Below are 24145 nucleotides of genomic sequence, written 5' to 3'. Positions count from 1 at the left end.
TCGATGGTGACGGGTTTTACTTTACATTTTTTTTGCGTTTGGGGCAGAGATTGTCTGAATGAAAGAACTGTGTACCAACGGATCAATAGCATTTTTGAGGGAGAAATATGAAGAAAGTCTATGCGTTCCATCTTAGTGTTTGGATTTATATTTTATTCATGTATTTTTGTCAGGAAACCTTTTCCTTTATGGCATTGAATGTTTTTTTGGCGTGGCTGCCGCTGGTTTTTGCAGGGCTATTTTTGACATTAAAAAGGAACTGGCGTTGGATATTTGTGCCGCTGTGGTTATTGTTTTTCCCGAATGTTCCTTATTTAATGACTGATTTATTTCATTTTGCGAGTTTAGATGTGTATCAGCCTGGCGGGCATTTTTTGAATGATAGCAGCTCGTGGTGGTCGTATTTATTATTACTGCTACCAGCGTTAATCATGGTGTTTGTTGGCATGTCGCAGGTTTTTAAATTGTTTTCAGCGGCTAAGTTGCAGGGGTCTCAGAAAATCGGGGGCTTTGCTGCATTGTCACTCCTTTCTAGTATCGCAGTCTATATCGGACGCTTTGATCGGGTCCATTCGATCGAATTAGTGGTTCATCCGCTAAAGGTTTTGAGTTTATTGATTGGCAATTGGAATGCGGGAAAATTACAGTTTGTCTTGATGTTCAGCCTTTTACAGCTGGGCCTTTGGGGTCTCATTTATTATTTGCAGCGTGATCAACTAGAAGAATAAAGATTTTACAAAGTCAGCGATGCTTGCTTTTCTTTAGGCAAAGAAGCGTCTATAATAAAGCGAGTATACTGGTGGAAAAGAGATGAACAATGGATAGATTAAAAAAGAATAACAATGATAGCCGGATTGATTACGGCGTTATTTTACCTGTTTTTATATTATGCTTAATCGGGATGCTGTCGCTTTATGTGGCATTAACTCACGATACGAATAGGGATCCAAATGTGTTTCGCGGATTAGCGATGCAGGCCATTTGGTATGTGGTCGGCGCCTTAGCTGTTGTAGTAGTTATTCATTTTGATGCGAAGCTTTTATGGCGTTTGACACCGTTTCTATATGTCATTGGTTTGGCCGTCATGCTGGCGTTGTTAAAGTATTATGATCCAGCACTATTTGCATCAACCGGTTCGAAAAACTGGTTCAAGATTGGCACATTTACGTTCCAGCCCTCAGAGCTGATGAAGATCGCCTATATTTTGATGATGGCAATGATCATAACCAAACACAATGTAAAAAATAAGCTCCGTACCCTCAGAACAGATGCATTCTTGATTGGTAAAATGTTATTAGTGACACTTCCAGTACTTGGCTTGATTTTGGCTCAGAAGGATTTTGGTACGATGCTTGTCTTTCTAGCTATTTTTGCAGGAATGTTTTTAATGTCGGGAATTTCTTGGTTAATATTGGTTCCAACTATTATTCTGGCAATTGTTTTAGGCGGGACATTGATTTTTCTAGTCACGACCGATTCGGGACGAGAAATTCTCACCCATATTGGCTTCAAGAACTATCAGTTTGCACGGATTGATTCTTGGTTGGAGCCGTTCCATGATCCTCAAGGGAAAAGTTATCAGTTAGCCCGTGCTTTAATGGCGATCGGTTCTGGCGGAGTGCTGGGAACAGGCTACAATGTCAGCAATGTGTATGTACCTGTCCGTGAATCGGATATGATCTTTACGGTAATTGGGGAAAATTTTGGATTTGTCGGTGGCGCTTTTGTCATCTTGATTTATTTCATTTTGATTTATCGAATGATTCGGTTATGCTTTGACATGAATAATGAGTTCTATGCCTACATCGCATCAGGGATTGTGATGATGATGCTCTTCCATGTCTTTGAAAATATCGGTGCGAATATCGGTCTTTTGCCATTAACAGGGATTCCTCTGCCTTTTATCAGTCAAGGGGGATCATCGATTTTAGGGAATATGATCGGGATCGGATTAATTTTATCCATGCGTTATCAAAGTGCAGATAAACAACCTATTAGGAGGACACGTAGTGCTTAAATTTTATTGGTACCCAAAATGTTCAACCTGTCGCAAAGCCAAAGCTTGGTTAGACCAGGCTGGTGTGGATTTCGAAACAATCGACTTGGTTCAGGAGACGCCTTCAGCTGATACGTTTGAAAAATGGATAACGGCTAGTGAACAGCCAGTTCGTAAATTTTTCAACACCAGCGGCATGAAATATCGTGAACTAGGCTTGAAAGACAAGATGGCTGATTTATCTGTGAAAGAAGCCAGTGAACTACTAGCAAGTGACGGGATGCTGGTGAAGCGCCCATTACTGATCAAAAATGATCAATTTTTATTAAATGGATTTAAAGATACAACTTACGAAAGGACGTTCAAATAAATGAGTTACTTGAAAAAAACTGATGGATTATGGATCTTACACAATGACAAAGACTTCTGCATGGGGTTAACATCCGATATGGCTGAGACACTAGGCGAGGTTACTTTTATCTCATTACCGAAAATCGGTCAAGCTGTTAAAGCAGGGGAACCGTTACTAGAGATTGAAGCAGAAAAAGCGGTACAGGAGTTCAAAAGTCCGTTAACTGGCGTAGTTTCTTCTGTTAGTGAAAAGGTACTAGCTGATCCAGCAGCGTTGAATGTCAAAGAAGAATTGGATGCATGGATCTTGTCATTACGCGAGGTCGATGTAGACGAGTTTGAAAACTTGTAAAGATATTTTCACTTGTTGTTTGACAGGAGAAAATCAGCCTGATATAATCCTTTCATACACATGAGAAAGCGATGAAAAGAAAAGTACATCTGATTAAAGTACAAAGAGAGCTCCGGTATGCTGAAAAGGAGTTATGGCAATGAGATGGAAAATGGTCTTTGAGCAGGATGGACGAAGCAGGTGCTAAGTCTATCACGGGAGTGCCCGTTACAGCACCTCAGTATACGCATGAAGCAAGTACTGGCAGAGGTTGTGACCGCAAGGTCAGAACGAATTTTAGGTGGTAACACGGAAGTCAAAGCTTTCGTCCTAAGTGTACAATAGTACATTTTTAGGGCGGAGGCTTTTTGTCTGTTCTGCTTTTCGCAGTTTGTTCAGTATGACGTAAAAAAAATTTTATTACCGATACTACGAGCAAGCTGTTTAGCAGAAAGATATGCGTACGAAAATAAGGCTTTTCCGAACTTTGAAAAAGCTTCCGCGACTATGAGCTAGCTGTCAGTCCAACTTTTCGCAGTAGCTCAAAATTGGACTGACAAAATGAAATCTTGAAGCTTTATAAGGATAAGCGTACTTTAGTTGGATGATATGCGTAACGAGAATAGAATTATTTTTCCCGTTTTTGGAAAAATAAGTTCATTACAACGAGGTAGCTGCTAAACTGCTTCATCAAAATTGACGCAGATTAGTCCGATGACAAGCGAAATGAAAAATAGTTACATATCTGAACTAGCTATAAGCTATTCAGTTATTGAGAAAGGGTGTAAGAAACATGGCATTGATTGAGTTAAATCAAGTGGGGAAAAGTTTTGCCGGCAAAACTGGACCGATCCACGCAGTCAATGGAATCAATTTGGCAATCGAAGAAAAAGACGTTTATGGTATCGTCGGTTATTCAGGAGCTGGGAAGAGTACATTGGTTCGTTTATTGAACGGATTAGAGACGCCGACTGATGGACAAGTATTAGTCAATGGTGAAGATGTTGCCAAACTGCAAGGCGCATCATTAAGAACATTTCGTAAAAAAGTTGGGATGATCTTCCAACATTTCAATCTACTATGGTCAAGAACAGTTATTGAAAATATTCAATTACCATTAGAATTAGCAGGTGTAGCCAAAGAACAACGGCGTAAGAAAGCGGAAGAGCTATTAAGCCTAGTTGGACTTGATGGTAGAGGAGACGCATACCCTTCTCAATTATCTGGCGGACAAAAGCAACGGGTCGGAATCGCGAGAGCCTTAGCCAATGATCCAGATATCCTGCTTTGTGACGAAGCAACGAGCGCACTTGACCCACAAACAACCGAGGAAGTGTTAGAGCTATTAGCCAATATCAATCAGAAGCTGGGGTTGACGATTGTGTTGATCACTCACGAAATGAACGTCATCCGTAAAATCTGCAACAAGGTCGCTGTGATGGAGTTAGGAAAAATCGTAGAAGAAGGTTCGGTCCGCGAAGTCTTCCGCCATCCACAACAGGAAGTGACCAAGATTTTCGTCCAACAGGATCTTGAACCAAAAGCTGATCCTTCTGATTTATTGAAGGAATTTATCAAAGAAAATCCAAATGGCACATTAGCAACACTGCATTTCTTAGAAGACAATGCCAACGAACCAGTTGTCTCACAAGTGATTCGTAATTTCCCAGTAGATATCAGCATCGTTTATGGCAATATCGAACGGGCAACGGGAAATTCCTTCGGCACGTTGACTGTTCAATTGACAGGTGATGCTGATAAGGTTGAAGAAGCGATCGCCTTTATCGAGAGCCAACAAGTTGAAGTGGAGGTGCTGCATCGTGGATAAGAGTTTTTCAGAAACATACTTGAATTTCCAACAGGTGTCGTGGGATACCTTGAAGGAAGCGATCAATGACACCTTGTTCATGACGATCGTATCGATGCTGATCGTATTTGTTTTAGGGCTGCTGCTAGGGTTACTAGTTTACACATTGGGTCGGAAGAATTCTGCTGGCCGCAGTATCTTATACGGTTTGGTTTCGATTCTCAGCAATATTTTCCGATCAACACCTTTCATGATCTTGATGGTTTTGATCATTCCATTTACCAAAGCGTTGGTAGGCACGATGCTAGGAGCGAAAGCAGCTATTCCCGCATTGGTTTTATCAGCGGCACCGTTTTACGCTCGATTGGTTGAAATTGCCTTTCGTGAAGTTGACTCTGGTGTATTAGAAGCAGCTGATTCGATGGGAGCAAGTTATTTCCAAACGATCTACAAAGTTTTGATTCCAGAAAGCTTGCCAGCGTTGATCTCAGGTTTGACCGTGACGTCAGTTTCGATGATTGGTTTTACCGCAATGGCGGGGGCGATCGGCGCAGGCGGTCTTGGGGCGTTGGCTTGGCAAGAAGGCTATCAACGAGGCAATTACACCGTGACACTTGTAGCGACCGTGATCATTTTGATCATCGTATTCATTGTTCAAGGCGTCGGGGATTTCTTGACGAAGCGCACAGATAAGCGTTAATACAGAATAGCTATTATTCTAAAAAATAAAACAACAACATTAGGGGGAACTATCAATGAAAAAGAAAATTTTAGGTTTTGCGGCAGTAGCGTTATTAACAGTCGGATTGGCAGCATGCGGAAACAGCGGTTCAGACTCATCAGACAGCAGCAGTAAAGAAAAGAGCGACACATTGGTTGTCGGAGCGTCACCTACGCCGCACGCGGAAATCTTAGAGCACGTGAAACCTTTACTTGAAAAAGAAGGCGTCAACTTAGAAATCAAAAAATTTGATGACTATGTGTTACCAAACAAAGCGTTAGCAGACAAAGATATCGATGCCAACTATTTCCAACACAAACCATTCTTCGAAAAAGCAGTGAAGGAAAATGATTACAAATTTACCGATGCAGGTGCCGTTCATATTGAACCAATGGGCTTGTACTCTAAAAAAATCAAAGACATCAAGGATTTAAAAGAAGGCGCGACGATCATCACATCAAACTCAGAATCTGACTGGGGCCGCATCATCACGATCTTGCAAGATGCTGATTTAGTCAAAGTTAAAGATGGTGTTGATTTGGAAACATCAACCTTCGATGATATTGCCGAAAATCCTAAGAAATTGAAATTCGAACATTCAATTGATCCAGCTTTGTTAGCGACAACTTATAACAATGACGAAGGCGACCTAATTGCGATTAATGCCAACTTTGCTTATGGTGCTGGTTTGAATCCTGTGAAGGACGCAGTCTTACTTGAAAAAGATACGTCACCATATGCCAACATTCTTGCTGTTCGTACCGAAGATAAAGATGATTCACGTATCAAAAAATTAAACAAAGTGCTACATGAAAAAGAAGTACAAGATTGGATCTTGGAAAAATGGGATGGTTCAGTTAAACCCGTTGATAAATAGATAAATGATTTGAACAAGGCTCTTACTCACAGACATCTGTTGGTAAGAGTCTTTTTTTGTTACACTGGATTTATGAGTTTTTTAGAAAGGGTCAAATCAACAGAAAGGTTGTGCATATTAATGGAAGTAAAAGGAAGTTGCTTATGCGGCACAGTCACGATCGATATCCCACAGGTGGCAGAGGAAATCACCGTTTGTCACTGTCATATGTGTCAGAAATTTTTTGGCGGACCATTTTTGTCTTTGGCGGGTGTTTTGCCGGATGATTTTAAAATCAGCGGAAAAGAACAGATCCAGCTTTTTATGTCTTCAGAATGGGCAGAGCGAGGCTCCTGCAAAAAATGCGGCAGCAGTTTGTTTTATCATAGCTTAGCGGATGACGAGTATTATTTTCCTGCGGGGCTATTTGATGAGATCGATCAGGCCAAGCTGAAGGAAGAAATTTTTTATGATCAGAAGCCGGCTTTCTTCCATTATCAAGAGCCAACGGAGAAGCTGACGGAGGAAGCGTTTTTGCAGAAACTCTTTACAGATTCAGAGTGAATAATTGATTTTATAATAATTCTAAATAAAGGGTTCTTTTTCAGAAGAAAATTCATGAATCAGTTTGTATTCCATTCTCATTTAGTCTAAAATAGGTGAGAACGAGAAAAAATATTTGGAGGTACTTTCATGTCAGTTTTAGAAATCAAAGACTTGCACGTTGCCATTGACGATAAAGAAATTTTAAAGGGTGTAAACCTTGAAATGAAGACGGGCGAAATCCATGCCATCATGGGACCAAACGGGACTGGTAAATCAACGTTATCAGCAGCGATCATGGGCAACCCGAACTATGAAGTCACAAAAGGCGAGATCCTTTTTGATGGTAAAAATATCTTAGACTTGGAAGTCGACGAACGCGCACGTTTAGGATTATTCTTAGCGATGCAATATCCAAGCGAAATCCCAGGTATCAGTAATGCTGAATTTATGCGGGCAGCGATCAATGCTCGTCGTGAAGAAGATGAAAAAATCTCAGTAATGCAATTCTTGAAAAAATTAGATAAAAAAATGGAATTGTTGAACATGCCAGAAGAAATGGCGGAACGCTATTTAAATGAAGGCTTCTCAGGCGGAGAAAAGAAACGCAATGAGATCCTGCAGTTATTGATGATTGAACCAACCTTTGCGATCCTAGATGAAATCGACTCAGGTCTAGATATCGATGCTCTGAAGGTTGTAGCGAAAGGCATCAATGAAATGCGCGGCGAAGAGTTCGGTGCCTTAATCATTACCCACTATCAGCGTCTATTGAACTACATTGTGCCTGATGTAGTGCATATCATGATGGATGGCCGAGTAGTCTTGACTGGTGACGCAGAACTAGCGAAACGTTTGGAAGCTGAAGGCTACGCAGGCATCTCTGCTGAATTAGGTATCGATTACAAAGAAGAAGTTTAGGAGGGCAAGATAGATGAAAAAATGGACAGAATATCTTGAGGCCGTCAAAGCTTTCTCAGCCGAATGGGCCGAACCTCAATGGATGACTGATTTACGGGTCAATGCATTAAACAAAATCGACGAATTACCTTTACCAGTGATTGAAAAAGTAAAATTCGCTCGTTGGAACCTTTACAATGTAAAGCCAGAACATCAAGAAGCAACTGGGACCATCCCAAGCTTTGACCAAATGAAGGACAATCCAATGATCGTGCAAAGTGGAGAGACGACTGTTTTCGAACAAATCTCACCAAAACTTGCCGATCAAGGCGTGATCTTCACTGATTTAGTGACAGCGATGCAGGAGCATCCTGAATTAGTCAAAGAATACTACATGCAAAAAGCTGTACCAGTTGAGGAAAACGCACTGACTGCGATGCATGCTGCTTTTATGAACAATGGTATTTTCTTATATGTGCCAAAAAACGTGGTGATCGAAGAACCGATCGAAAGTCTTTTCTTACACAATGGCGACGACGATGCGCATTTCTTCAAACACGTGTTGATCGTGGCGGAAGACAACAGTGAGTTCTCTTACTTAGAACGCTTTGAATCACAAGGCGATACTGCGAAGAAGCTTTCTGGGAACGTAGTGGTCGAAGTGATTACGAAACCAGGTGCACGCGTGAAATTCTCAGCGGTGGACTCATTGGGCGCAAATATCGCAACCTATATGAACCGACGCGGCTACTTAATGCGCGACTCTATGATCGATTGGGCAATCGGCATCATGAACGATGGCAATGTGATCGCGGACTTTGATTCTGATTTAGTCGGTGAAGGCTCACATTCAGAAGTCAAGATCGTAGCGATCAGCGATGGCAAACAAATCCAAGGAATCGATACTCGCGTAACCAATAAAGCCCCTCATACAATCGGGCACATTTTGCAGCACGGGGTTATTCTTGATAAATCCACCTTGACCTTCAACGGGATCGGACATATCTTAAAAGGAGCAAAGGGTGCCGACGCTCAACAAGAAAGTCGTGTATTGATGCTCTCTGAGAAATCTCGCGGGGATGCCAATCCGATTCTTTTGATCGACGAAAATGAAGTGACTGCCGGACATGCGGCCAGCGTTGGTCGCGTTGATCCAGACGAACTCTTCTATTTAATGAGTCGCGGGCTAGAGCGTGCGGCAGCGGAACGTTTGGTTATCCGCGGATTCTTAGGACCTGTCATTACTGCTATTCCAGTCAAAGCCACTCAAGAGCAACTGATCGATACGATCGAAGGGAAGTTGAGTAAATAATGAGGGATTTTTCTACTATTAGAAAAGATTTTCCGATTCTTTTCCAAGAAGTAAATGATGAACCACTTGTTTATTTAGACAATGCGGCAACTACGCAAAAACCGACGCAAGTCTTGGATGTATTGCGTCATTACTACGAACATGACAATGCTAATGTTCATCGCGGGGTGCATACGTTAGCTGAACGAGCGACTGCCGATTATGAAAATAGTCGTGAAAAAGTTCGCGCCTTCATCAACGCGAAGGAAACTGCGGAAGTCCTGTTCACCCGAGGAACGACCACTGGTTTGAACTGGCTGGCTCGCAGTTACGGAGATGCTTTTATTAAAGAAAGCGATGAGATCGTCATTTCTTATATGGAGCATCATTCCAATATTATTCCGTGGCAGCAATTGGTCGAACGCAAAGGAGCAACCCTGCGTTATTTACCATTAACCGACGAAGGCTTCATTGATATGACAGCCGCTAAAGAGATCATCAACGAAAAGACAGCGATCGTTTCATTAGCCTACGTGTCAAACGTACTAGGTGTCATCAATCCAATCAAAGAATTGGCGGAAATGGCTCATGCCAATAACGCGGTGATGATCGTGGACGGTGCGCAAGCTGCTCCTCATATGGCTGTTGATGTTCAAGCGTTAGATGCGGACTTCTTTGCCTTTAGCGGGCATAAGATGTGCGGACCAACGGGAATCGGTGTATTATATGGCAAACGTCATTGGTTAGAACAGATGGAACCGGTAGAATTCGGTGGCGAGATGATTGATTTCGTCAATCTATTCGATAGTACGTGGAAAGAATTGCCATGGAAATTCGAAGCAGGGACACCAAACATCGCTGGAGCCATCGCGCTAGGAGCGGCGGTTGATTACTTGAACGAGATCGGGATGGAGAACATCCATCGCTACGAACAAGAATTGGTTGACTACGTCTTACCGAAGCTACATGAAATTGATGGGATCACTACTTATGGACCACAAGATCCTGCACACCATACCGGCGTGATCGCTTTTAATCTGGATGGCATCCATCCTCATGATGTAGCGACTGCTTTGGATATGGAAGGTATCGCGGTACGTGCCGGTCATCACTGTGCGCAACCGTTAATGAACTATTTGAAACTGCCAGCGACGGCGCGGGCCAGCTTCTATTTCTACAATACGAAAGAAGACGCGGACCGTTTGATCGAAGCAATCAAGGCGACGAAGGAGTTTTTCAAAGATGGCGCTAAATAAATTAGACAATTTATATCGGCAAGTGATCTTGGATCATTCCGCTCATCCTCATCATCGTGGAAAGCTAAGTGATTCCACGAAAACGATCGAGATGAACAATCCCACCTGCGGCGACGTGATCGAGCTTGAACTAATCGTCAAAGACGACGTAATCACAGATATCGCGTTTTCCGGCAGCGGCTGTTCGATTTCAACAGCCAGTGCTTCTATGATGACTGACGCAGTAATCGGCAAACCTGTCTCAGAAGCAGAGCATTTAGCCGTGATCTTTGCCCAAATGGTCCAAGGCAACCCGATTCCTGAAAAGGATGAAGATGCATTGGGAGACGCAGCGATGCTTAGCGGGGTCGCAAAATTCCCAGCCCGTATCAAATGCTCGACCCTAGCATGGAAAGCCTTAGGCAAAGCGCTGACTGACGAAGAAGGCAAAGCCCGGGAAGGTCAATTTCATAAAGATTAATCAATGAGGATGCCAGTTGCGAGTTCCACTTCGTACTTTTAGTACGTTAGTGGAATCGTATGCCAACGACAATCAGAAAATTTGTTTCAAATTTTCACCTTTTACATTAGAGTTGGCTCCTCTTTTCGCAGTTTATTTTGTTGAACGACTACATTTAAGGTATGTCTAATATAAGAAAAGTGATGTATAGAGGAATGACATACGGCATGAGAATAAAATTTATTTTTCTGTAGGAAAAATAATTACATTAATACGAATAAGGAGCGGGAATACATGAGTGTACCTGAAATGCAAGAGGAATATCAATTTGGCTTCCATGATGACATCGAACCTGTCTTTACGACCGGTGAAGGTTTATCCGAAGAAGTCATTCGCGAAATCTCCCGCGCAAAGGGAGAACCAGAATGGATGTTGGATTTCCGTTTGAAATCGCTAGAAACATTCAGAAAATTAGACATGCCCGATTACGGACCCGATTTGTCCGAATTGGATTACGATAAAATCAACTACTTTATTCGTTCAAGCGACAAACCAGCCCGTGATTGGGACGATGTTCCAGAAGAAATCAAGACGACTTTTGAACGTCTTGGAATTCCAGAAGCAGAACGTGCATACTTAGCCGGTGCTTCTGCCCAATACGAATCAGAAGTGGTGTATCACAACATGAAAGACGAGTTCACCAAATTGGGCATCGTCTTTACTGATACCGATTCAGCCTTGAAGGAATACCCTGAATTATTCAAGGAATACTTCGGCACATTAGTACCACCATCAGACAATAAACTGGCTGCGTTAAACTCAGCTGCTTGGTCAGGCGGAACCTTCATCTACGTACCAAAAGGTGTGAAGACCGATATTCCGATCCAGTCTTACTTCCGAATCAACTCTGCAAATACTGGACAATTCGAACGGACACTGATCATCGTTGACGAAGGCGCCAGCATCAACTATGTTGAAGGCTGTACGGCTCCAACATATTCTTCTGACAGCTTGCATGCTGCAGTCGTTGAAGTGTTCGTTAAAAAAGACGGCTATTGCCGTTACACGACGATCCAAAACTGGTCAAATAATGTCTACAGTTTGGAAACCAAACGTGGACAAGCCCAAGAAAACGCGACAATGGAATGGGTCGACGGCAACTTGGGATCGAAAGTAACTATGAAATACCCAAGTGTCTACATGGAAGGCAAAGGCGCCCGCGGTACGATGCTGTCGATCGCTGTAGCCGGCAAGAACATCGTGCTAGATAACGGTGCGCGCATGATCCATAACGCACCAAACACATCCAGCTCGATCGTTTCAAAATCCATCGCCAAAGATGGCGGCGCAGTAGACTACCGCGGAACCGTCCGCTTCGGTCGAAACAGTGCTGGCTCATTCAGCCACATCGAGTGCGATACGATCATTATGGATGATCAATCTAGTTCAGATACGATCCCGTACAACGAGATCTTAAATGGGAATGTTTCTTTGGAACACGAAGCAAAAGTTTCAAAAATTTCCGAAGAACAATTGTATTATCTAATGAGTCGCGGTATCTCAGAACAAGAAGCAACTGAGATGATCGTTATGGGATTCGTTGAACCATTTACCAAAGAATTGCCAATGGAATACGCCGTGGAGTTGAACCGTCTGATACAGTATGAGATGGAAGGCAGTGTGGGTTAGAAAATTTATAAATTCCCGAAACGTTGATAGGAAAACGTTTCGGGGCTTTTTACTTTGTGTTCAGAGATAAGTGAATGCCATATTGAATGCCATTCGGTCATACTTAATCGTTTAAAGCTTTGATTACTTGTCCATATAGAGATACTTCAATATCCTTATACGATAATTTTTCTTCGATTAAGAAAATTTCTGTTTGTTCATATTTATTATCAGGGAAAAGTTGATTTGTTTTATCTTCCATTCGTTTTATTAATGATTTTATTCCATCGTTTCTTTTTGTAATCAAAGTTGGATACGTCAATTCAGGAATATCTCTTTTTAATTGAGCACCAGATCTTTTTTTTCTACAAGTATCTTCTGCAAATACATAGAGCATGATTCCATAAATGTCACTAATTTGATCACCTTCAGTATTGGAAATTGGATAATCAGTCAGTTTAAAGCTCTTATTGAAATCATTTTGTAAACCTGTAAGATGTGTTTGCTGTTTATATAAGATTTCAGTCATATACATCGATTTTAATTCGATGACGGTTTTAATCTTGGAATCATGAATAATTGAAAGGTCAATTTTTTTAAGCTCTCTACCAAATGAATACTCTTTATTTTCATATTTATCTTGCAAATAGAGAACTAATATATCTCTAAAGTTCAATTCATTTTTATGGGTTAACGATAAGTATGCAAAATGCTTTCTATCTAAGATAATCTCTTTTTGAAGTATTTCTTGTATTTTTTCTTTAGACAAGTTCATAATTATTCTCCTTCTAGGATTATTAAAAATTAACGTATTTTGCGAACCGTTCGCCAGTCTCCTTAATCTTTTCAGGAGTGACATGAGCGTAAATATTCATGGTAGTTTTGACATCTTTGTGCCCTAAGCGTTCTTGAACCTCTTTTATACTTGCGCCGGATTCAAACAACAAACTAGCATGAGTGTGACGAAAACCATGTAATGTAATCTTTGGTAGCTCATATTTTTCGAGTATGTTATAGAGCCAGTCATTAGGAGCTTGAGGATAATAAAGAGCATTAAATTTATTCGTGAACAGAAATTGATCTTCACTCGATGTATTGTATCCAGATTTAAAGTACCATTCCTTTTGATTAGCACGCCATTGATCAAGAATTTTTACTGTTTTTCGATCAAGTCTAATTGTTCGCTTCGAACTAGCAGTTTTAGGCTCTTGAACAACAATCTGATCAAATTCATCAGTAGCTAGAGTTTTTCCAATCGTCAATTCTTGATTGAAGAGATTCACATCTTTCCACTGCAAAGCTAAGACTTCAGACTTTCTCATGCCTGTAAAAGCCAACAGACGAAAGAATGCGAGTAGTTTGGTGCTTGTACGCCCAGATAGCTCAATATGCTCCTCTAAGCACTCAAAAAACGTCTCTAGCTGCTTTTTAGTGTAGAAGTTTGGAAATGATTCAACTTCTTTCTTGCGAGGTAATATCGTCTTTCTCATTGGATTACTGTCAATCACTTCCATTTGTACGCCAAATTGTAGCACCTGACCAACTACTTTGCGAAAATAGTGATACTGTTTGTATTTTTCATGCCATTTATTAACGATCTTTTGGCAATAGCGAACAGTAATCTTGTCGAGTTTCAAGCTTCCAAAGTATTCTAGTGCATAACCTTCAATAAAGCGCTTTGAGGTAGCAACTGTTGAAGGTTTTACTTTTAAACGGTATTGAACAAGCCATAAATCATATAACTCTCTAAAAGTAATCATTTCATCTGAAATTAGTTTACGACTATTCTTTTCAAATTCTGCTTGTAGTTGAGCTAATGATATTTGAGCTTCTTTCTTTGAATCAAATCCTCTTCGAGTTGTTTTAACTCGTTCTCCAGTATCTGGATCAGTTCCGAGATATGCCTGAAATCTCCATTTCCTTTTACCACTAGCTAATTTGTATTGTGTAAATGAAGCCATTTAAGTTCCTCCTTGATTACCTTTTGAGGAGCTATTTCATAAATCAATCGTTTAAGGAGAATATTATTTGAACCTAATCTAATTATTCTCATCTTTCTTATTCAAGGACTTCCAAGTTTCATTAATGGAATTGAAAAATGATTCAAAATCGCTAGGATTATCTATTGATGCAAGGATAATATTTTTGAATTGACGATAAACAAGTGGGTATTTATTCTTTTCATCAGTCGACAAATCAGAATTCTTCAATTTTTCTTCAAGTTCTTCAAAAGAGTCACCTGGAAAGTCATCTGACTGGAAATAAATTTTTTTTGTAGGAGTCTCATCTTTTTCACCTATCAAAAGATAACTCATTGTGGTTGATAAAATATCTGCTAGTTCAATTAGTTGATCTTCATTAGGCATAGAGATTTCTTCTTCCCATGAATTAACATCTTTTTCAGTTGAACCATAACCAATGTACTTAGCTAATTCTTTTGCTGTTAAGTCGATTTTTTCTCTTTTTTCTTTAATACGCTTTCCAATCCCAGTAGCTTGTTTCCCATAAAGCAAGTAGTCAACAGAAACGCCTCCAATTTCAGCAATTTGATAAAGCCGTTCCTTGTTAGGCGAATTTCTTTCTTTTTCCCAATTCCACACTAAACTTTTTGGTGCAGGAGGAGTAAGTAAAAGCCCGAACTCTTCTAAAGTTTTATTTTGTTTTTTTCGAATTCCTTTTATTCTTTCCCCATAGCCATTGGGTTCACTCACTGTAATCACCACACTTTCATATTGATTATATAGTAGTTTGATATAGATTTCTACACAAAGTTATCAAAATGATAACTTTGGTATTGACTTATTAAACGATGATAATATATGATTAAGTTATCAAAATGATAACTTTTTGAGGTGCTAAAAATATTTTAAGGAGGAATTGAAATGTCAGGTTTTCAAGTTTTGCTGGACGATAAGCAGTCCAAAGAATTACAGCAGCATATTTTTACTTTAGCTCAAGAATCTATCTCTAAGGCGGTTCAAAATGTTGGTTTGGATAAGGATTTCTTGAATCAAAAAGAAATGTCAGATTGGTTAGGAGTAAGTCCTAACACATTGAAAATCTATGTGCGGGAAGGGATGCCGATAATTACGATGGGAGGAAGAAAATTTTATTCAAAGAAGGAAGTAACAAAATTTATGCTATCAAAACAAAGAGGAGGACTTGATGCGTAATCTTGGCGGATCAACATTAAGTCCTCATGTAATAGAGTTTTCTATCACTCTATTAGTTTATCACATGGAGGTATTCTAATGGCACAGAAAAGAATGATAAGCAAAAAGGTCATTCAAACAGATATGTTTATGGATATGCCACTTTCAGCTCAGGCATTGTATTTCCACTTAAACTTGGAAGCTGATGATGATGGGTTTATAGCAAATGTAAAAACTGTAAAGCGAATGGTGGGCGCTAGTGACGACGATTTGAACCTTCTTGTGATCAAACACTTTTTGATAGTTTTTGAAGCAGGAATATTAGTAATTAAACACTGGAAAATTCATAATACAATAAAAAAGGATAGATATAACGAAACCATATTTATAAACGAAAAGCGACATCTAATAGTAACCGAATCAAAAGAATACATGTATTCAGAAAAGAAAAGTATCCAAAATGGTTCCATGTTGGATACACAGGTTAGATTAGAGTTAGAAGAGGTTAGTAAAGTTAAGAAAAGAATAGATAAGATAAGTATAGAGTTAGGGAATGAGTTTCGAGATTTTTTAGAGAATATTTCAATTTCTCAGGAAAAATGTGAAGTAGTTTATGAAATGATTCAACAGTCTAGGCGAAGTGTTGAAATAAAAACTAAAACAAAGTTGATGATTGATGCAAAAGAAATCCGACAGTGTAGTAAAAAGTATATTTCTTATTGCATAGATTTTCCCAATGAAGAATTTGCTAAATATCTTAATAAGTCCTATTCAAATTATTGGAGTCAAAAAGCAACAAAATTAGCTAATAGGAACAAATCGTTAATGAGTACTTCAGGAAGTATGTTCTCGAAAAATGTAATCCCTGATGAAAAATATTTTGAAGGAACAGCTAAATAAGGAGGGCAAAACTTTGGATGATTTTCTTGATTTTCTTAAAGCATATGAGTCCTTTAAGAAAGAAAAGAATTCTTTGAAGAAAGTCGAATGTAAGAAACAAGTTTCGATAATGTTAACACCTACTGATAGAAATAAAATTCAAAATCTTGCTGATGAAGCAGGGCTAAGTATTTCAGCGCTAATCTCTCAGTGGATTCAAAATAACTAATAAAAAGATTTCTCAAAGGAAAAGTAGAAGAACAAAAAAATTTGTCCATTTTACTTTTCCTTTTTCCATGCAAATACTTAAGTTTAGAAAAGTAAAAGTTAGCAGGATAGTGGAAAGGCAAGCATCGGGTTTGTCATGACAAACGCCAAAAAACGATGTTTTGCTTGGTAGAAATTCTACAACTTTTTGTGTCGCATCTGCTCGAACTTTTGAGGTGAAATTATGGCAAAAAAAATAGAAAAAATTGAATTGAGAGTTACTGAGGAAGATAAAGTGTTTATAATTAACAAAGCGAAAAAATTGGGATTTAAGTCAACCACAGCTTTTCTTGTAGACAGTGCCAGAACTTATTTTAGATTGAATATTGACATGAGCATTTATAGAGGATTAACCAAAGAGATCAATTATATCGGTCACAATATAAATAACGTTGTCAGAAGAATAAATGTCGATGGTTTTTATACGGATATGGAAATAGATCAAATAAAAACTAAACTAAATTCGATTTATGATCTAATGAATCACGAGTATAGAAGATTGACTAAAATGAAGTTTAATTTCACGAGTGATAAGCTAGATTTGAAAACAACAACCAATTTAATAAATTCGATGAAAAATTTAGAAATGAAAATTCCGAAAGAATTGATTTATGAAGAAATATTTGAGAGAATCAATAATGATATTGTATACATTATTGGTTTCATTGAATCTTCAAAAGAGCAAGAAAAAGAGGTTTCTGATTTTACTTGGGATTGGTTATATGACGGACATTTTTTTAAATTGGAAGAATCTCTATTAATTTCGTTTTGGAATGAAATTTTTATATTTGCGGAGAAATTGAAGACTAAATCTCAAAAGTATGGATACGAGTTTACTGATGATGATTGGTTCGAATTTAAGGACATATTAGACAAATATACTATTTGAAGGTGAAAAGATGGAGTATAGAATTGATTACGAATTAACAGCAAAAATTGAAATCATCAATGAATTTTCATATGGGATTTACAATAGACTTTTGAATTACATTTTGAATAATGGAATTGATAGGACTAGCCCAAATTTATGCTCTACTCTTCTTTCAACTTTAGGAGAAATGCTCTCTGTTGATCTGTTTAATTTTAGTAAAGAAGAGCTTGAAAAAACGCTACTATATTGGAAAAATATGAATCAGTATATTAATGAGATTACAGATAAAGTGAAAACTCAGCCAGTTTAAGATTGGCTGAGTTTTATTTTTTTAATAGTGACCCAAAGTATGATGAAAAGATCATAGATAAAGGGAAATAGAGCAAATACCATAAAAAATAGATTACTCACTTCTACAGAGTATTCATTGTGGAAATACTCATTAGTCAGCATAATTGCTATACATATTCCTAATAATAGAATTACTGCGATAAGATAGTTTTTCGCAATCCTCAATGAAAAGTAAAACATGCTGAAAGCAAAATAATTGAGAAATAATGTGCCTAGAAAAGTGCCCTGGTAAGTAAATAGTTTTGCCACTAAAAGAGATAAAAAAATTTTGATGATGATAATTTTAAGATATTGCGCCCTATTTTCAAAAATCAAAGCTTTTGAAATATTCATAAGTAACCTCCATGTGGACTACAACTAGTCCCATTATATCATGATTTCTCTCTAAGATTAATAAGAAAAAGGACTTATTTTAGTCCATAAGGTGTGTTAATCTTGAAAGAAGAAAAAATAATTGATCCGAATAATGTAATTGGTAGAAATATTAAGCGCATTAGGAAAGAAAAAGGGATCGGGCAAACTGAGTTAGTTAAGATGTTACAGCTTAATAACGTGGATATAACTAGAGAAACGCTTGTAAAAATTGAGGGTGGACGACAGCATATTAAATTAGAACAACTTAAAGGTATAAAAAATATTCTACATTTAGATTATGAAGCATTGCTAAATAATATTGAAAGTTCACTTGAAGATAGTAATGGAAAGATATGAGAAGTGATTCGGTAGATACATATCATTATCACGATGTCCACGAATAGACATAAAAATAAAATTTTGTGAATCGATATTGGTTTTGAGGAGGAAGTTGTTAATGCAAGAAAAGATCAACGTTCAGACTTTTAGTCAGCTAGCCAAAATTTTTGAGACAAAAACATGGAATATAAAAGATCAAGAGTCATCAAGTTTCTTTAATAGAGTATCGAGGACATTACAAGGTCTTAATAATGAAGAGCAGCAAACGTTCTTGCGATTATTAGATATGATGGAATATTATACTATTTCTGATTATGAAAGACTTTTAATTGAGGTTCTAAAAAAAATGCAAAATGAAATAGATACTAAAAAACTATGTTTTTCACCTATAATATCAAATAGGGCTATCCCTGATATAAAGAGTTCAATGTTAGTCACATATTTATTAAAATCAAATACTATTCAATTTGATCCTACTCTTTCAAAATTGAAAATGACTCTACAATTAGATTTAGAAGATAATCAAATTACAAACTTAAATCGAAGGAGTACGTTTTTAATTTTAGTTGATGATTTTATTGGCACTGGGTCATCGGCAATTGAGACAGCTGAATATTTTATAAATAAAGGAGTCTTGAAAGACAAAATTATAATTTTGTCCTTAGTGACATTAAATAAAGGAATAGAGTGTATAACAGAGCAAGGTTTTAAATTCGTTTATGCTGTGAAAAGCCTATCATTACCAGAGCAAATCGAATCATTGATTGACGAAGACCGGATGTCTTTTAAAAAAAATGTTGAAACCATTTCAGAAAAAATTGGTATTGAAACAGATGACTACTGGGGCTATGAGAGCAGTAGTGCACTTTTAAGTATGATTAGAGTTCCAAACAATACTATTGGAGCTTTTTGGAAAGGAAAAAATAAGGAAAATATACCTTTTCCAAGGTTTAATTGAAAGAAGGATTGATCATGAGGAAATCAAAAGAACACTTAGAAAGATTAAGCTTTAGTGTTTTACGCGTTGTTGAATCTAATGCTAATATTGAGATTTTGATAAACGATGACTTCAGTTACTTTGACTTAATGAAAACTATAAATGATCTTAAGAAAAATGGATTGTTGCGGGATTATCTGGGTGATTTAGAGCTTACAAAACATGGTTTAGATGAATTAAGAAAACTAGAGAGCAACTTAGATATAGGAAACGTTGGTAAAATGATAATTCCAGATTTTAGGTATTTTGTTGATCAAATTGGAATAAATGATGTATACTTACCATGACTTCCCACTAGTTTATACTCCTCGTGAGCATGGTTTAGTGAGTTCGCTAAGCTAGAATGAACTGATTTACAAGCTTACAGCTGAAAGAATTTTTGTCTTCTGGAGAAGAAAAAAATCCTTTCAGCTGATGGAAATTTGCAAGCAAATTGTCCATGGACTCAAAGTGGCCCGAATTTTGGCAGTGCCAAAATTACGGTCCATTTGAGTGGTAAATAGAAAGAATTATGTAGTGGGAGGTCTTTTTATTGAATAAAGATGAATGGCGGAAATATAAGAAGGAATTTGAGAAAGAAGCAATTAAACTTAAGAAACCAAAGAACTATATAAGTGAAAATTTACACTATGCTGAAAACTTAGTCGAAAAAAATCTACCAATTATATATAATGTAGATCACTTGGGTCTTTTAATTGGAATAAAATCAGATTATCTATATAAGGTTACTAATGAATCTAAACTTTTTTATAGAAAATTTTCTATAAAAAAGAAAAATGGTAATCCTCGAATTATTCATGAACCACTTCCTAATTTAAAGATTATTCAGAAATGGATTTTAGAGAATATCCTTTATAAACTTAAAGTTAGCAAGTTTGCTAAAGCATATATACCTAACATGTCAATTAAAGATAATGTTCGGTTTCATAAGAAGCAAAAGTTAGTATTCAAACTAGATATAAAAAATTTTTTTGATTCACTTTCTGAAAAGCAAGTCTACAAATTATTTAAGAAGATGGGATACTCAGAAAGTCTGTCGGTGTTATTGAGTAAGCTGTGTACATTGAATGGATTCTTGCCACAAGGGGCAAGTACTAGTGCATGTCTTTCTAACTTGATTCTTTTTGATTTTGATAAATCCATAAGTTTATACTGTTTAGATAAAAAAATAAGATACACAAGGTACGCAGATGATTTGACATTTTCAGGTTCTTTTAATCATGAAGCATTATCAAATTTTGTTAGCTATAAATTGAAGTTTTTGGGTCTTGAAATCAATCAAAATAAGACAAGATTGTTAAGAAAAAACCAGGCTCAAATAATTACTGGTATTGTAGTAAATGAAAAATCTCAAGTTCCAAGAGACTATAGGAAAAAAATTAGATTACAAGTTTACTACATAAGTAAGTTTGGAGTACATGATCATTTAAAAAGAAATAATATTAAAATTGATGCGGAAACTTATCTTAAGTCATTGATCGGAAAAATTAATTATTGTTTGTTTATAAATCCTGATGATCTACTTATGAAGGATTACAAAGATATAATTACTACTATCTATCAGAAAACATTTTCTCTGGATTGAATTTTTAGTAAAATTTTATTTTTCTTTTTTAATAAAATTGTTTTGTCTATTTACTATAAATATCTTTAGAAGTATTTAGGTAGTTATTATAAGTTCTGTTTGGGATATTTGATTTTTGAAATAGCTCCTCAAAAAAGTTTGAAATGAATGCCACAGTGAATGCCATTTTGTTGATTCTGACTGAATACCATTGATTTTATTGACTTTGAGAAATGTTAAAAATCAATGGTATTCAGCGATTCTGATTACTATTAAAATCTGAATCATTGAATGGAAGGGTCTGTGGGGTAGTACTTGTTTATAAGCTAGAAACCTTGATTTGTGGGGTTTCTAGCTTTTTTATTTGCTTTTAAATGATTCTTAGCAAGATAGAACTTATTTAATCTAAGAAATTTATTCTTTAAGAGGAAAATTCATCGTTAAGATACTATACTGAGTGGTATCAAGATATAATTAAAAAGTATGTAATGCAAAAAATCGTATCATATAAAAGCCATTTTAATTTATTAGAGGTGTAATATGAATAAAATGAATCAGATTATAGACAACTATATGCAAACAGACGAACCATATGCTCTTCAAGTTGATGGAGAATGGGGTACGGGAAAGACTTATTATGTTAAGAATCATGTGATTGATGAACTAAAAGAAAAAGGAAATTTTCCAATTTATTTTTCAGTATATGGATATAATATTTTAAATGAACTTAAACAAGACATTCTCTATAATATCATTTCAGAGTTGAGTTCAGATAAAAAAGTGTTCACATCAATGACTACAATAAGTAAAAAATTTCGAAAAATTTCGAATGTATGGGGTGATCAAAGACTAAGCTCTATTAGTTTAATTAGTGACTGGATTTTGGAGTCAAAAAATCAATCAATGCTAGAATCATCACTAGAAAAATCTATTGTCGTTTTTATAGACGATCTGGAAAGAATTAGTGAAGAAATTAGTGTAAAGGATTTACTTGGATTTATTTTAAATGAACTAATGGAAAAACTGAATTGTAAAGTGATTATACTTTCTAATAGTAATGAGATTGACAAGACTGATGATTTTAAAAAGATGAAGGAAAAAGTGATAGGTAGAACCATTAATTTTGCTTATGACATCTCAGAAATTGAACGTATAATTTTAAAAAAAAGTAGAAATACTTTCATTAAGGAAAATAGTTTATGGATAAGAGATATACTTGAGGAATACCAAAATATTAGGAGAAAAAAGGGAATTAATTTAAGAACTTTACTTAGTGTAATTGAAAATTATAGTTTTGTTGAATCAAAATTATTTAGTGATATATCCAAATTACAGTCTGATAAATTAGAAGAAAGCATAAGGAAAAGCATTTTTCTAAATGTTTTTGTAGTTACGAACGAGTACAAATTAGGTAATATTACAGAAAATGATTTTGATGTTTTGAAAGGACTCTCCAATACAAGGTATTTTGATTATTACTTAAGTAAGGATGAACAAAAGTCTATTAAGGAAACAATCATAGATCAATATCATCATAAGCATAAGAGCTTTGATGATTATATATTTTACTCAAATGATATTCATTCCCAAGTTTTATTTGGCTTTATGGACGATAATAAATATGTTTCAAATTGGAAAAAAAACTTCGTAAATCTTACTAGAGAAATTAGTAACTTGGATAAACTATCTGACTTTCGACGATTCACCGACAATCAGCTCAAACAAGTTCAAAAAAGCGTATTAACCGATGTTGAAGAAAATAAATTCAACTTTAAAGATTTGATTACAGTATACGGGAGGCTCAATCAATTAAAAAAAATGAACTTAATGTTTCTTGAGAACAGCGATTTAGAAGTGATTGAGACGAAATTGATTGAAAGTTACTCTACTGTAAATGAGGTTGGTATGGATTTAGTTGATGAATTTTATATACATGGGATACCAAATATAAAACTAGAGAGGCCAGAATTATACCAATCTTTGAAAGATGTAGATAATCAAAGAAAAAAAATAATGAATAGCGAATTTATTAAGTATTTATTTAATGATGAACATGAAGAACTATATAATGCTAAACAAAACGGCTTTTTACGGAATACAAATATTTTTAAGGTTATGCTAGAACATGGTTCAATCGATGAGTTTATCATGATAGAAAATAACAAGTCAGATTTACTATGGAGATTTATTAACTCGGAGTATCTAAGAATAAGTAATGCAAAGGATTTTCACGGGGAAGAGATAGAAGATATTTATCAATTTTTAAATGAAATAAAAGCAAAGATGGAGAAAACAAAACTCGGTAGAATTGATAGATTCAAGATCAATCAGTTAATAGAGTCGCTAGAACAATTGATTGAACATTTGAAATAGTTATTTTAGTATGATTAGATTATTGTTTTTGGAGGTAATATGAAAAATAGAAATTCAATTACGGCTTTTATACAAAATTATGATCATGAGTTTGATAATCAAATAGACTGGTTAGAAATTCATCTTTTTGAAATGAGAAATGAAGTATTAAAAATTGAAAGATCAATCTTTTTGATTGGTATAATTGATAAAGAGTGGGGAAATAGAGTAGAAAACAATAATTATTCCCTAAATAGGATTACTTTATTTGAATCTTTGATAGATAAAGTAATCATGGGATTAAGTAAAATTTTAAAAGGGAATAGAGAGTATTCCTTATTGAAAACTATAAATGTGATAAGTCAGATGGATGAGTTTAAAAATAATAGTGCTGTAAAGAAAATTGCGAACGAAACTCAACTCTTTATAGAAAATAGTGAGTTGAGCAATACTGTAATAATGTTTAGAGATAAATTTTTTGGGCACTTAGATAAAGAATGTGTAATTTCTGATTTAAGATTAAGTCCAACTTTGTTTGTTAATGAAATTCAAAAATTTGACTTAGAAGATATAAAATCTACAATTATTGAATTATATAAGGTATGTTTTGATAAGGAAATAGACTTTTATTCGGATCAAAATTTTAATGAAAAAGATTTTCTTGATACTTTTTTCTCACTATAATTATCAGTATAAAAGAAATCTACCAGCAAACTTTTTTAAATTCATAAAGTCATTGGCAGTCGTCATTGGCTTTTTTATGGTCTATTTACTAGGACATTTTCTAGCCAATCTAATGCATGCTTTACTTAATCTATTTCAACATATTTTAATTGCTCAGTGAAATTTATTATGAAGTA

28 protein-coding genes and 1 other annotated feature are annotated in these 24145 nt (G+C 36.1%); of the genes, 24 read left to right on the top strand and 4 right to left on the bottom strand.

The window, feature by feature from the left end; all coding sequences use genetic code 11:
* Positions 1 to 107 precede the first annotated feature (107 nt).
* The 13 genes from E6139_RS15095 to sufB all read left to right on the top strand — a co-directional run bounded on the left by E6139_RS15095 (position 108) and on the right by sufB (position 12180).
* Positions 108 to 728: a DUF1361 domain-containing protein gene (locus E6139_RS15095; protein ID WP_316403956.1), complete on the top strand. Its 621-nt coding sequence runs from the start codon at positions 108 to 110 to the stop codon at positions 726 to 728.
* An 89-nt stretch (positions 729 to 817) separates the two neighbouring features.
* Positions 818 to 2017 carry an FtsW/RodA/SpoVE family cell cycle protein gene (locus E6139_RS15090; RefSeq protein WP_316403955.1) on the top strand — a complete coding sequence of 400 codons (1200 nt, stop codon included), beginning with the start codon at positions 818 to 820 and terminating at the stop codon, positions 2015 to 2017.
* On the top strand, positions 2010 to 2366 hold the full coding sequence (locus E6139_RS15085) for an arsenate reductase family protein (RefSeq protein WP_316403954.1): 357 nt from the start codon (positions 2010 to 2012) through the stop codon (positions 2364 to 2366). The genes E6139_RS15090 and E6139_RS15085 overlap by 8 nt, the downstream gene beginning before the upstream one ends.
* The gene (locus E6139_RS15080) at positions 2367 to 2699 is read left to right on the top strand and encodes a glycine cleavage system protein H (RefSeq protein WP_316403953.1); all 333 of its coding nucleotides are present in this window, start codon (positions 2367 to 2369) and stop codon (positions 2697 to 2699) included.
* A gap of 62 nt (positions 2700 to 2761) precedes the next feature.
* Positions 2762 to 3014 (top strand) — a binding site (T-box leader).
* A 457-nt stretch (positions 3015 to 3471) separates the two neighbouring features.
* Entirely contained in the window at positions 3472 to 4506 is a 1035-nt protein-coding gene (locus E6139_RS15075; RefSeq protein WP_316403952.1) for a methionine ABC transporter ATP-binding protein, read from the top strand.
* Positions 4499 to 5185, top strand: a complete 687-nt coding sequence (locus tag E6139_RS15070; RefSeq protein ID WP_316403951.1) for a methionine ABC transporter permease — start codon at positions 4499 to 4501, stop codon at positions 5183 to 5185. Before E6139_RS15075 ends, E6139_RS15070 begins: the two co-directional genes overlap by 8 nt.
* Positions 5186 to 5240: 55 nt before the next feature.
* A complete protein-coding gene (locus E6139_RS15065) occupies positions 5241 to 6083 on the top strand; it encodes a MetQ/NlpA family ABC transporter substrate-binding protein (protein ID WP_316403950.1) in 843 nt (280 codons plus the stop codon).
* A 120-nt stretch (positions 6084 to 6203) separates the two neighbouring features.
* On the top strand, positions 6204 to 6626 hold the full coding sequence (locus tag E6139_RS15060; protein WP_316403948.1) for a GFA family protein: 423 nt from the start codon (positions 6204 to 6206) through the stop codon (positions 6624 to 6626).
* A gap of 129 nt (positions 6627 to 6755) precedes the next feature.
* A complete protein-coding gene (gene sufC / locus E6139_RS15055; protein ID WP_016180483.1) occupies positions 6756 to 7526 on the top strand; it encodes a Fe-S cluster assembly ATPase SufC in 771 nt (256 codons plus the stop codon).
* A gap of 13 nt (positions 7527 to 7539) precedes the next feature.
* A complete protein-coding gene (sufD, locus tag E6139_RS15050; RefSeq protein ID WP_316403947.1) occupies positions 7540 to 8817 on the top strand; it encodes a Fe-S cluster assembly protein SufD in 1278 nt (425 codons plus the stop codon).
* Entirely contained in the window at positions 8817 to 10052 is a 1236-nt protein-coding gene (locus tag E6139_RS15045; RefSeq protein ID WP_316403946.1) for a cysteine desulfurase, read from the top strand. Before sufD ends, E6139_RS15045 begins: the two co-directional genes overlap by 1 nt.
* The gene (sufU, locus tag E6139_RS15040) at positions 10039 to 10512 is read left to right on the top strand and encodes a Fe-S cluster assembly sulfur transfer protein SufU (RefSeq protein WP_316403945.1); all 474 of its coding nucleotides are present in this window, start codon (positions 10039 to 10041) and stop codon (positions 10510 to 10512) included. The genes E6139_RS15045 and sufU overlap by 14 nt, the downstream gene beginning before the upstream one ends.
* Positions 10513 to 10785: 273 nt before the next feature.
* Entirely contained in the window at positions 10786 to 12180 is a 1395-nt protein-coding gene (gene sufB / locus E6139_RS15035) for a Fe-S cluster assembly protein SufB (protein WP_102872502.1), read from the top strand.
* Positions 12181 to 12283: 103 nt separating this feature from the next.
* Here sufB and E6139_RS15030 read toward each other — a convergent pair whose 3' ends face one another.
* The 3 genes from E6139_RS15030 to E6139_RS15020 form a co-directional block, all read right to left on the bottom strand.
* Positions 12284 to 12934: a hypothetical protein gene (locus tag E6139_RS15030; RefSeq protein WP_316403943.1), complete on the bottom strand. Its 651-nt coding sequence runs from the start codon at positions 12932 to 12934 to the stop codon at positions 12284 to 12286.
* 22 nt (positions 12935 to 12956) lie between these two features.
* A complete protein-coding gene (locus E6139_RS15025; RefSeq protein ID WP_316403941.1) occupies positions 12957 to 14120 on the bottom strand; it encodes a site-specific integrase in 1164 nt (387 codons plus the stop codon).
* A 78-nt stretch (positions 14121 to 14198) separates the two neighbouring features.
* A complete protein-coding gene (locus E6139_RS15020) occupies positions 14199 to 14870 on the bottom strand; it encodes a helix-turn-helix transcriptional regulator (protein WP_316403940.1) in 672 nt (223 codons plus the stop codon).
* A gap of 171 nt (positions 14871 to 15041) precedes the next feature.
* Between E6139_RS15020 and E6139_RS15015 the strand changes: the two genes are divergently transcribed.
* The 5 genes from E6139_RS15015 to E6139_RS14995 all read left to right on the top strand — a co-directional run bounded on the left by E6139_RS15015 (position 15042) and on the right by E6139_RS14995 (position 17638).
* The gene (locus E6139_RS15015; RefSeq protein ID WP_316403938.1) at positions 15042 to 15332 is read left to right on the top strand and encodes a DNA-binding protein; all 291 of its coding nucleotides are present in this window, start codon (positions 15042 to 15044) and stop codon (positions 15330 to 15332) included.
* 78 nt (positions 15333 to 15410) lie between these two features.
* Positions 15411 to 16211 (top strand): replisome organizer, encoded by an 801-nt coding sequence (locus E6139_RS15010; protein ID WP_316403937.1) that lies wholly within the window; start codon positions 15411 to 15413, stop codon positions 16209 to 16211.
* 13 nt (positions 16212 to 16224) lie between these two features.
* Complete coding sequence (locus tag E6139_RS15005; protein ID WP_316403936.1) at positions 16225 to 16419, top strand: hypothetical protein; 195 nt, start codon at positions 16225 to 16227, stop codon at positions 16417 to 16419.
* A gap of 222 nt (positions 16420 to 16641) precedes the next feature.
* A complete protein-coding gene (locus tag E6139_RS15000) occupies positions 16642 to 17346 on the top strand; it encodes a hypothetical protein (RefSeq protein ID WP_316403935.1) in 705 nt (234 codons plus the stop codon).
* A 10-nt stretch (positions 17347 to 17356) separates the two neighbouring features.
* A complete protein-coding gene (locus E6139_RS14995; RefSeq protein ID WP_316403933.1) occupies positions 17357 to 17638 on the top strand; it encodes a hypothetical protein in 282 nt (93 codons plus the stop codon).
* Here the strand turns inward: E6139_RS14995 and E6139_RS14990 are convergent.
* Entirely contained in the window at positions 17635 to 18012 is a 378-nt protein-coding gene (locus tag E6139_RS14990) for a hypothetical protein (protein ID WP_316403932.1), read from the bottom strand. The genes E6139_RS14995 and E6139_RS14990 overlap by 4 nt on opposite strands.
* A gap of 93 nt (positions 18013 to 18105) precedes the next feature.
* Here E6139_RS14990 and E6139_RS14985 point away from each other — a divergent pair, with 93 nt between their 5' ends.
* The 6 genes from E6139_RS14985 to E6139_RS14960 all read left to right on the top strand — a co-directional run bounded on the left by E6139_RS14985 (position 18106) and on the right by E6139_RS14960 (position 23969).
* On the top strand, positions 18106 to 18390 hold the full coding sequence (locus E6139_RS14985; protein ID WP_316403930.1) for a helix-turn-helix transcriptional regulator: 285 nt from the start codon (positions 18106 to 18108) through the stop codon (positions 18388 to 18390).
* A 100-nt stretch (positions 18391 to 18490) separates the two neighbouring features.
* On the top strand, positions 18491 to 19330 hold the full coding sequence (locus E6139_RS14980; protein ID WP_316403928.1) for a phosphoribosyltransferase: 840 nt from the start codon (positions 18491 to 18493) through the stop codon (positions 19328 to 19330).
* Between the two features lie 14 nt (positions 19331 to 19344).
* Positions 19345 to 19656 (top strand): hypothetical protein, encoded by a 312-nt coding sequence (locus E6139_RS14975; RefSeq protein WP_316403927.1) that lies wholly within the window; start codon positions 19345 to 19347, stop codon positions 19654 to 19656.
* A gap of 245 nt (positions 19657 to 19901) precedes the next feature.
* The gene (locus E6139_RS14970) at positions 19902 to 20954 is read left to right on the top strand and encodes a retron St85 family RNA-directed DNA polymerase (protein ID WP_316403925.1); all 1053 of its coding nucleotides are present in this window, start codon (positions 19902 to 19904) and stop codon (positions 20952 to 20954) included.
* Between the two features lie 519 nt (positions 20955 to 21473).
* Positions 21474 to 23306 (top strand): P-loop NTPase fold protein, encoded by a 1833-nt coding sequence (locus E6139_RS14965; protein WP_316403924.1) that lies wholly within the window; start codon positions 21474 to 21476, stop codon positions 23304 to 23306.
* A 39-nt stretch (positions 23307 to 23345) separates the two neighbouring features.
* Positions 23346 to 23969, top strand: a complete 624-nt coding sequence (locus E6139_RS14960) for a hypothetical protein (protein ID WP_316403923.1) — start codon at positions 23346 to 23348, stop codon at positions 23967 to 23969.
* Positions 23970 to 24145: the final 176 nt, after the last annotated feature.

The sequence above is a fragment of the Enterococcus sp. genome, assembly GCF_032555305.1.
In the GTDB taxonomy this organism is placed as follows: Bacteria; Bacillota; Bacilli; order Lactobacillales; family Enterococcaceae; genus Enterococcus_A.
This window is presented reverse-complemented; position numbering and strand designations above follow the sequence as displayed.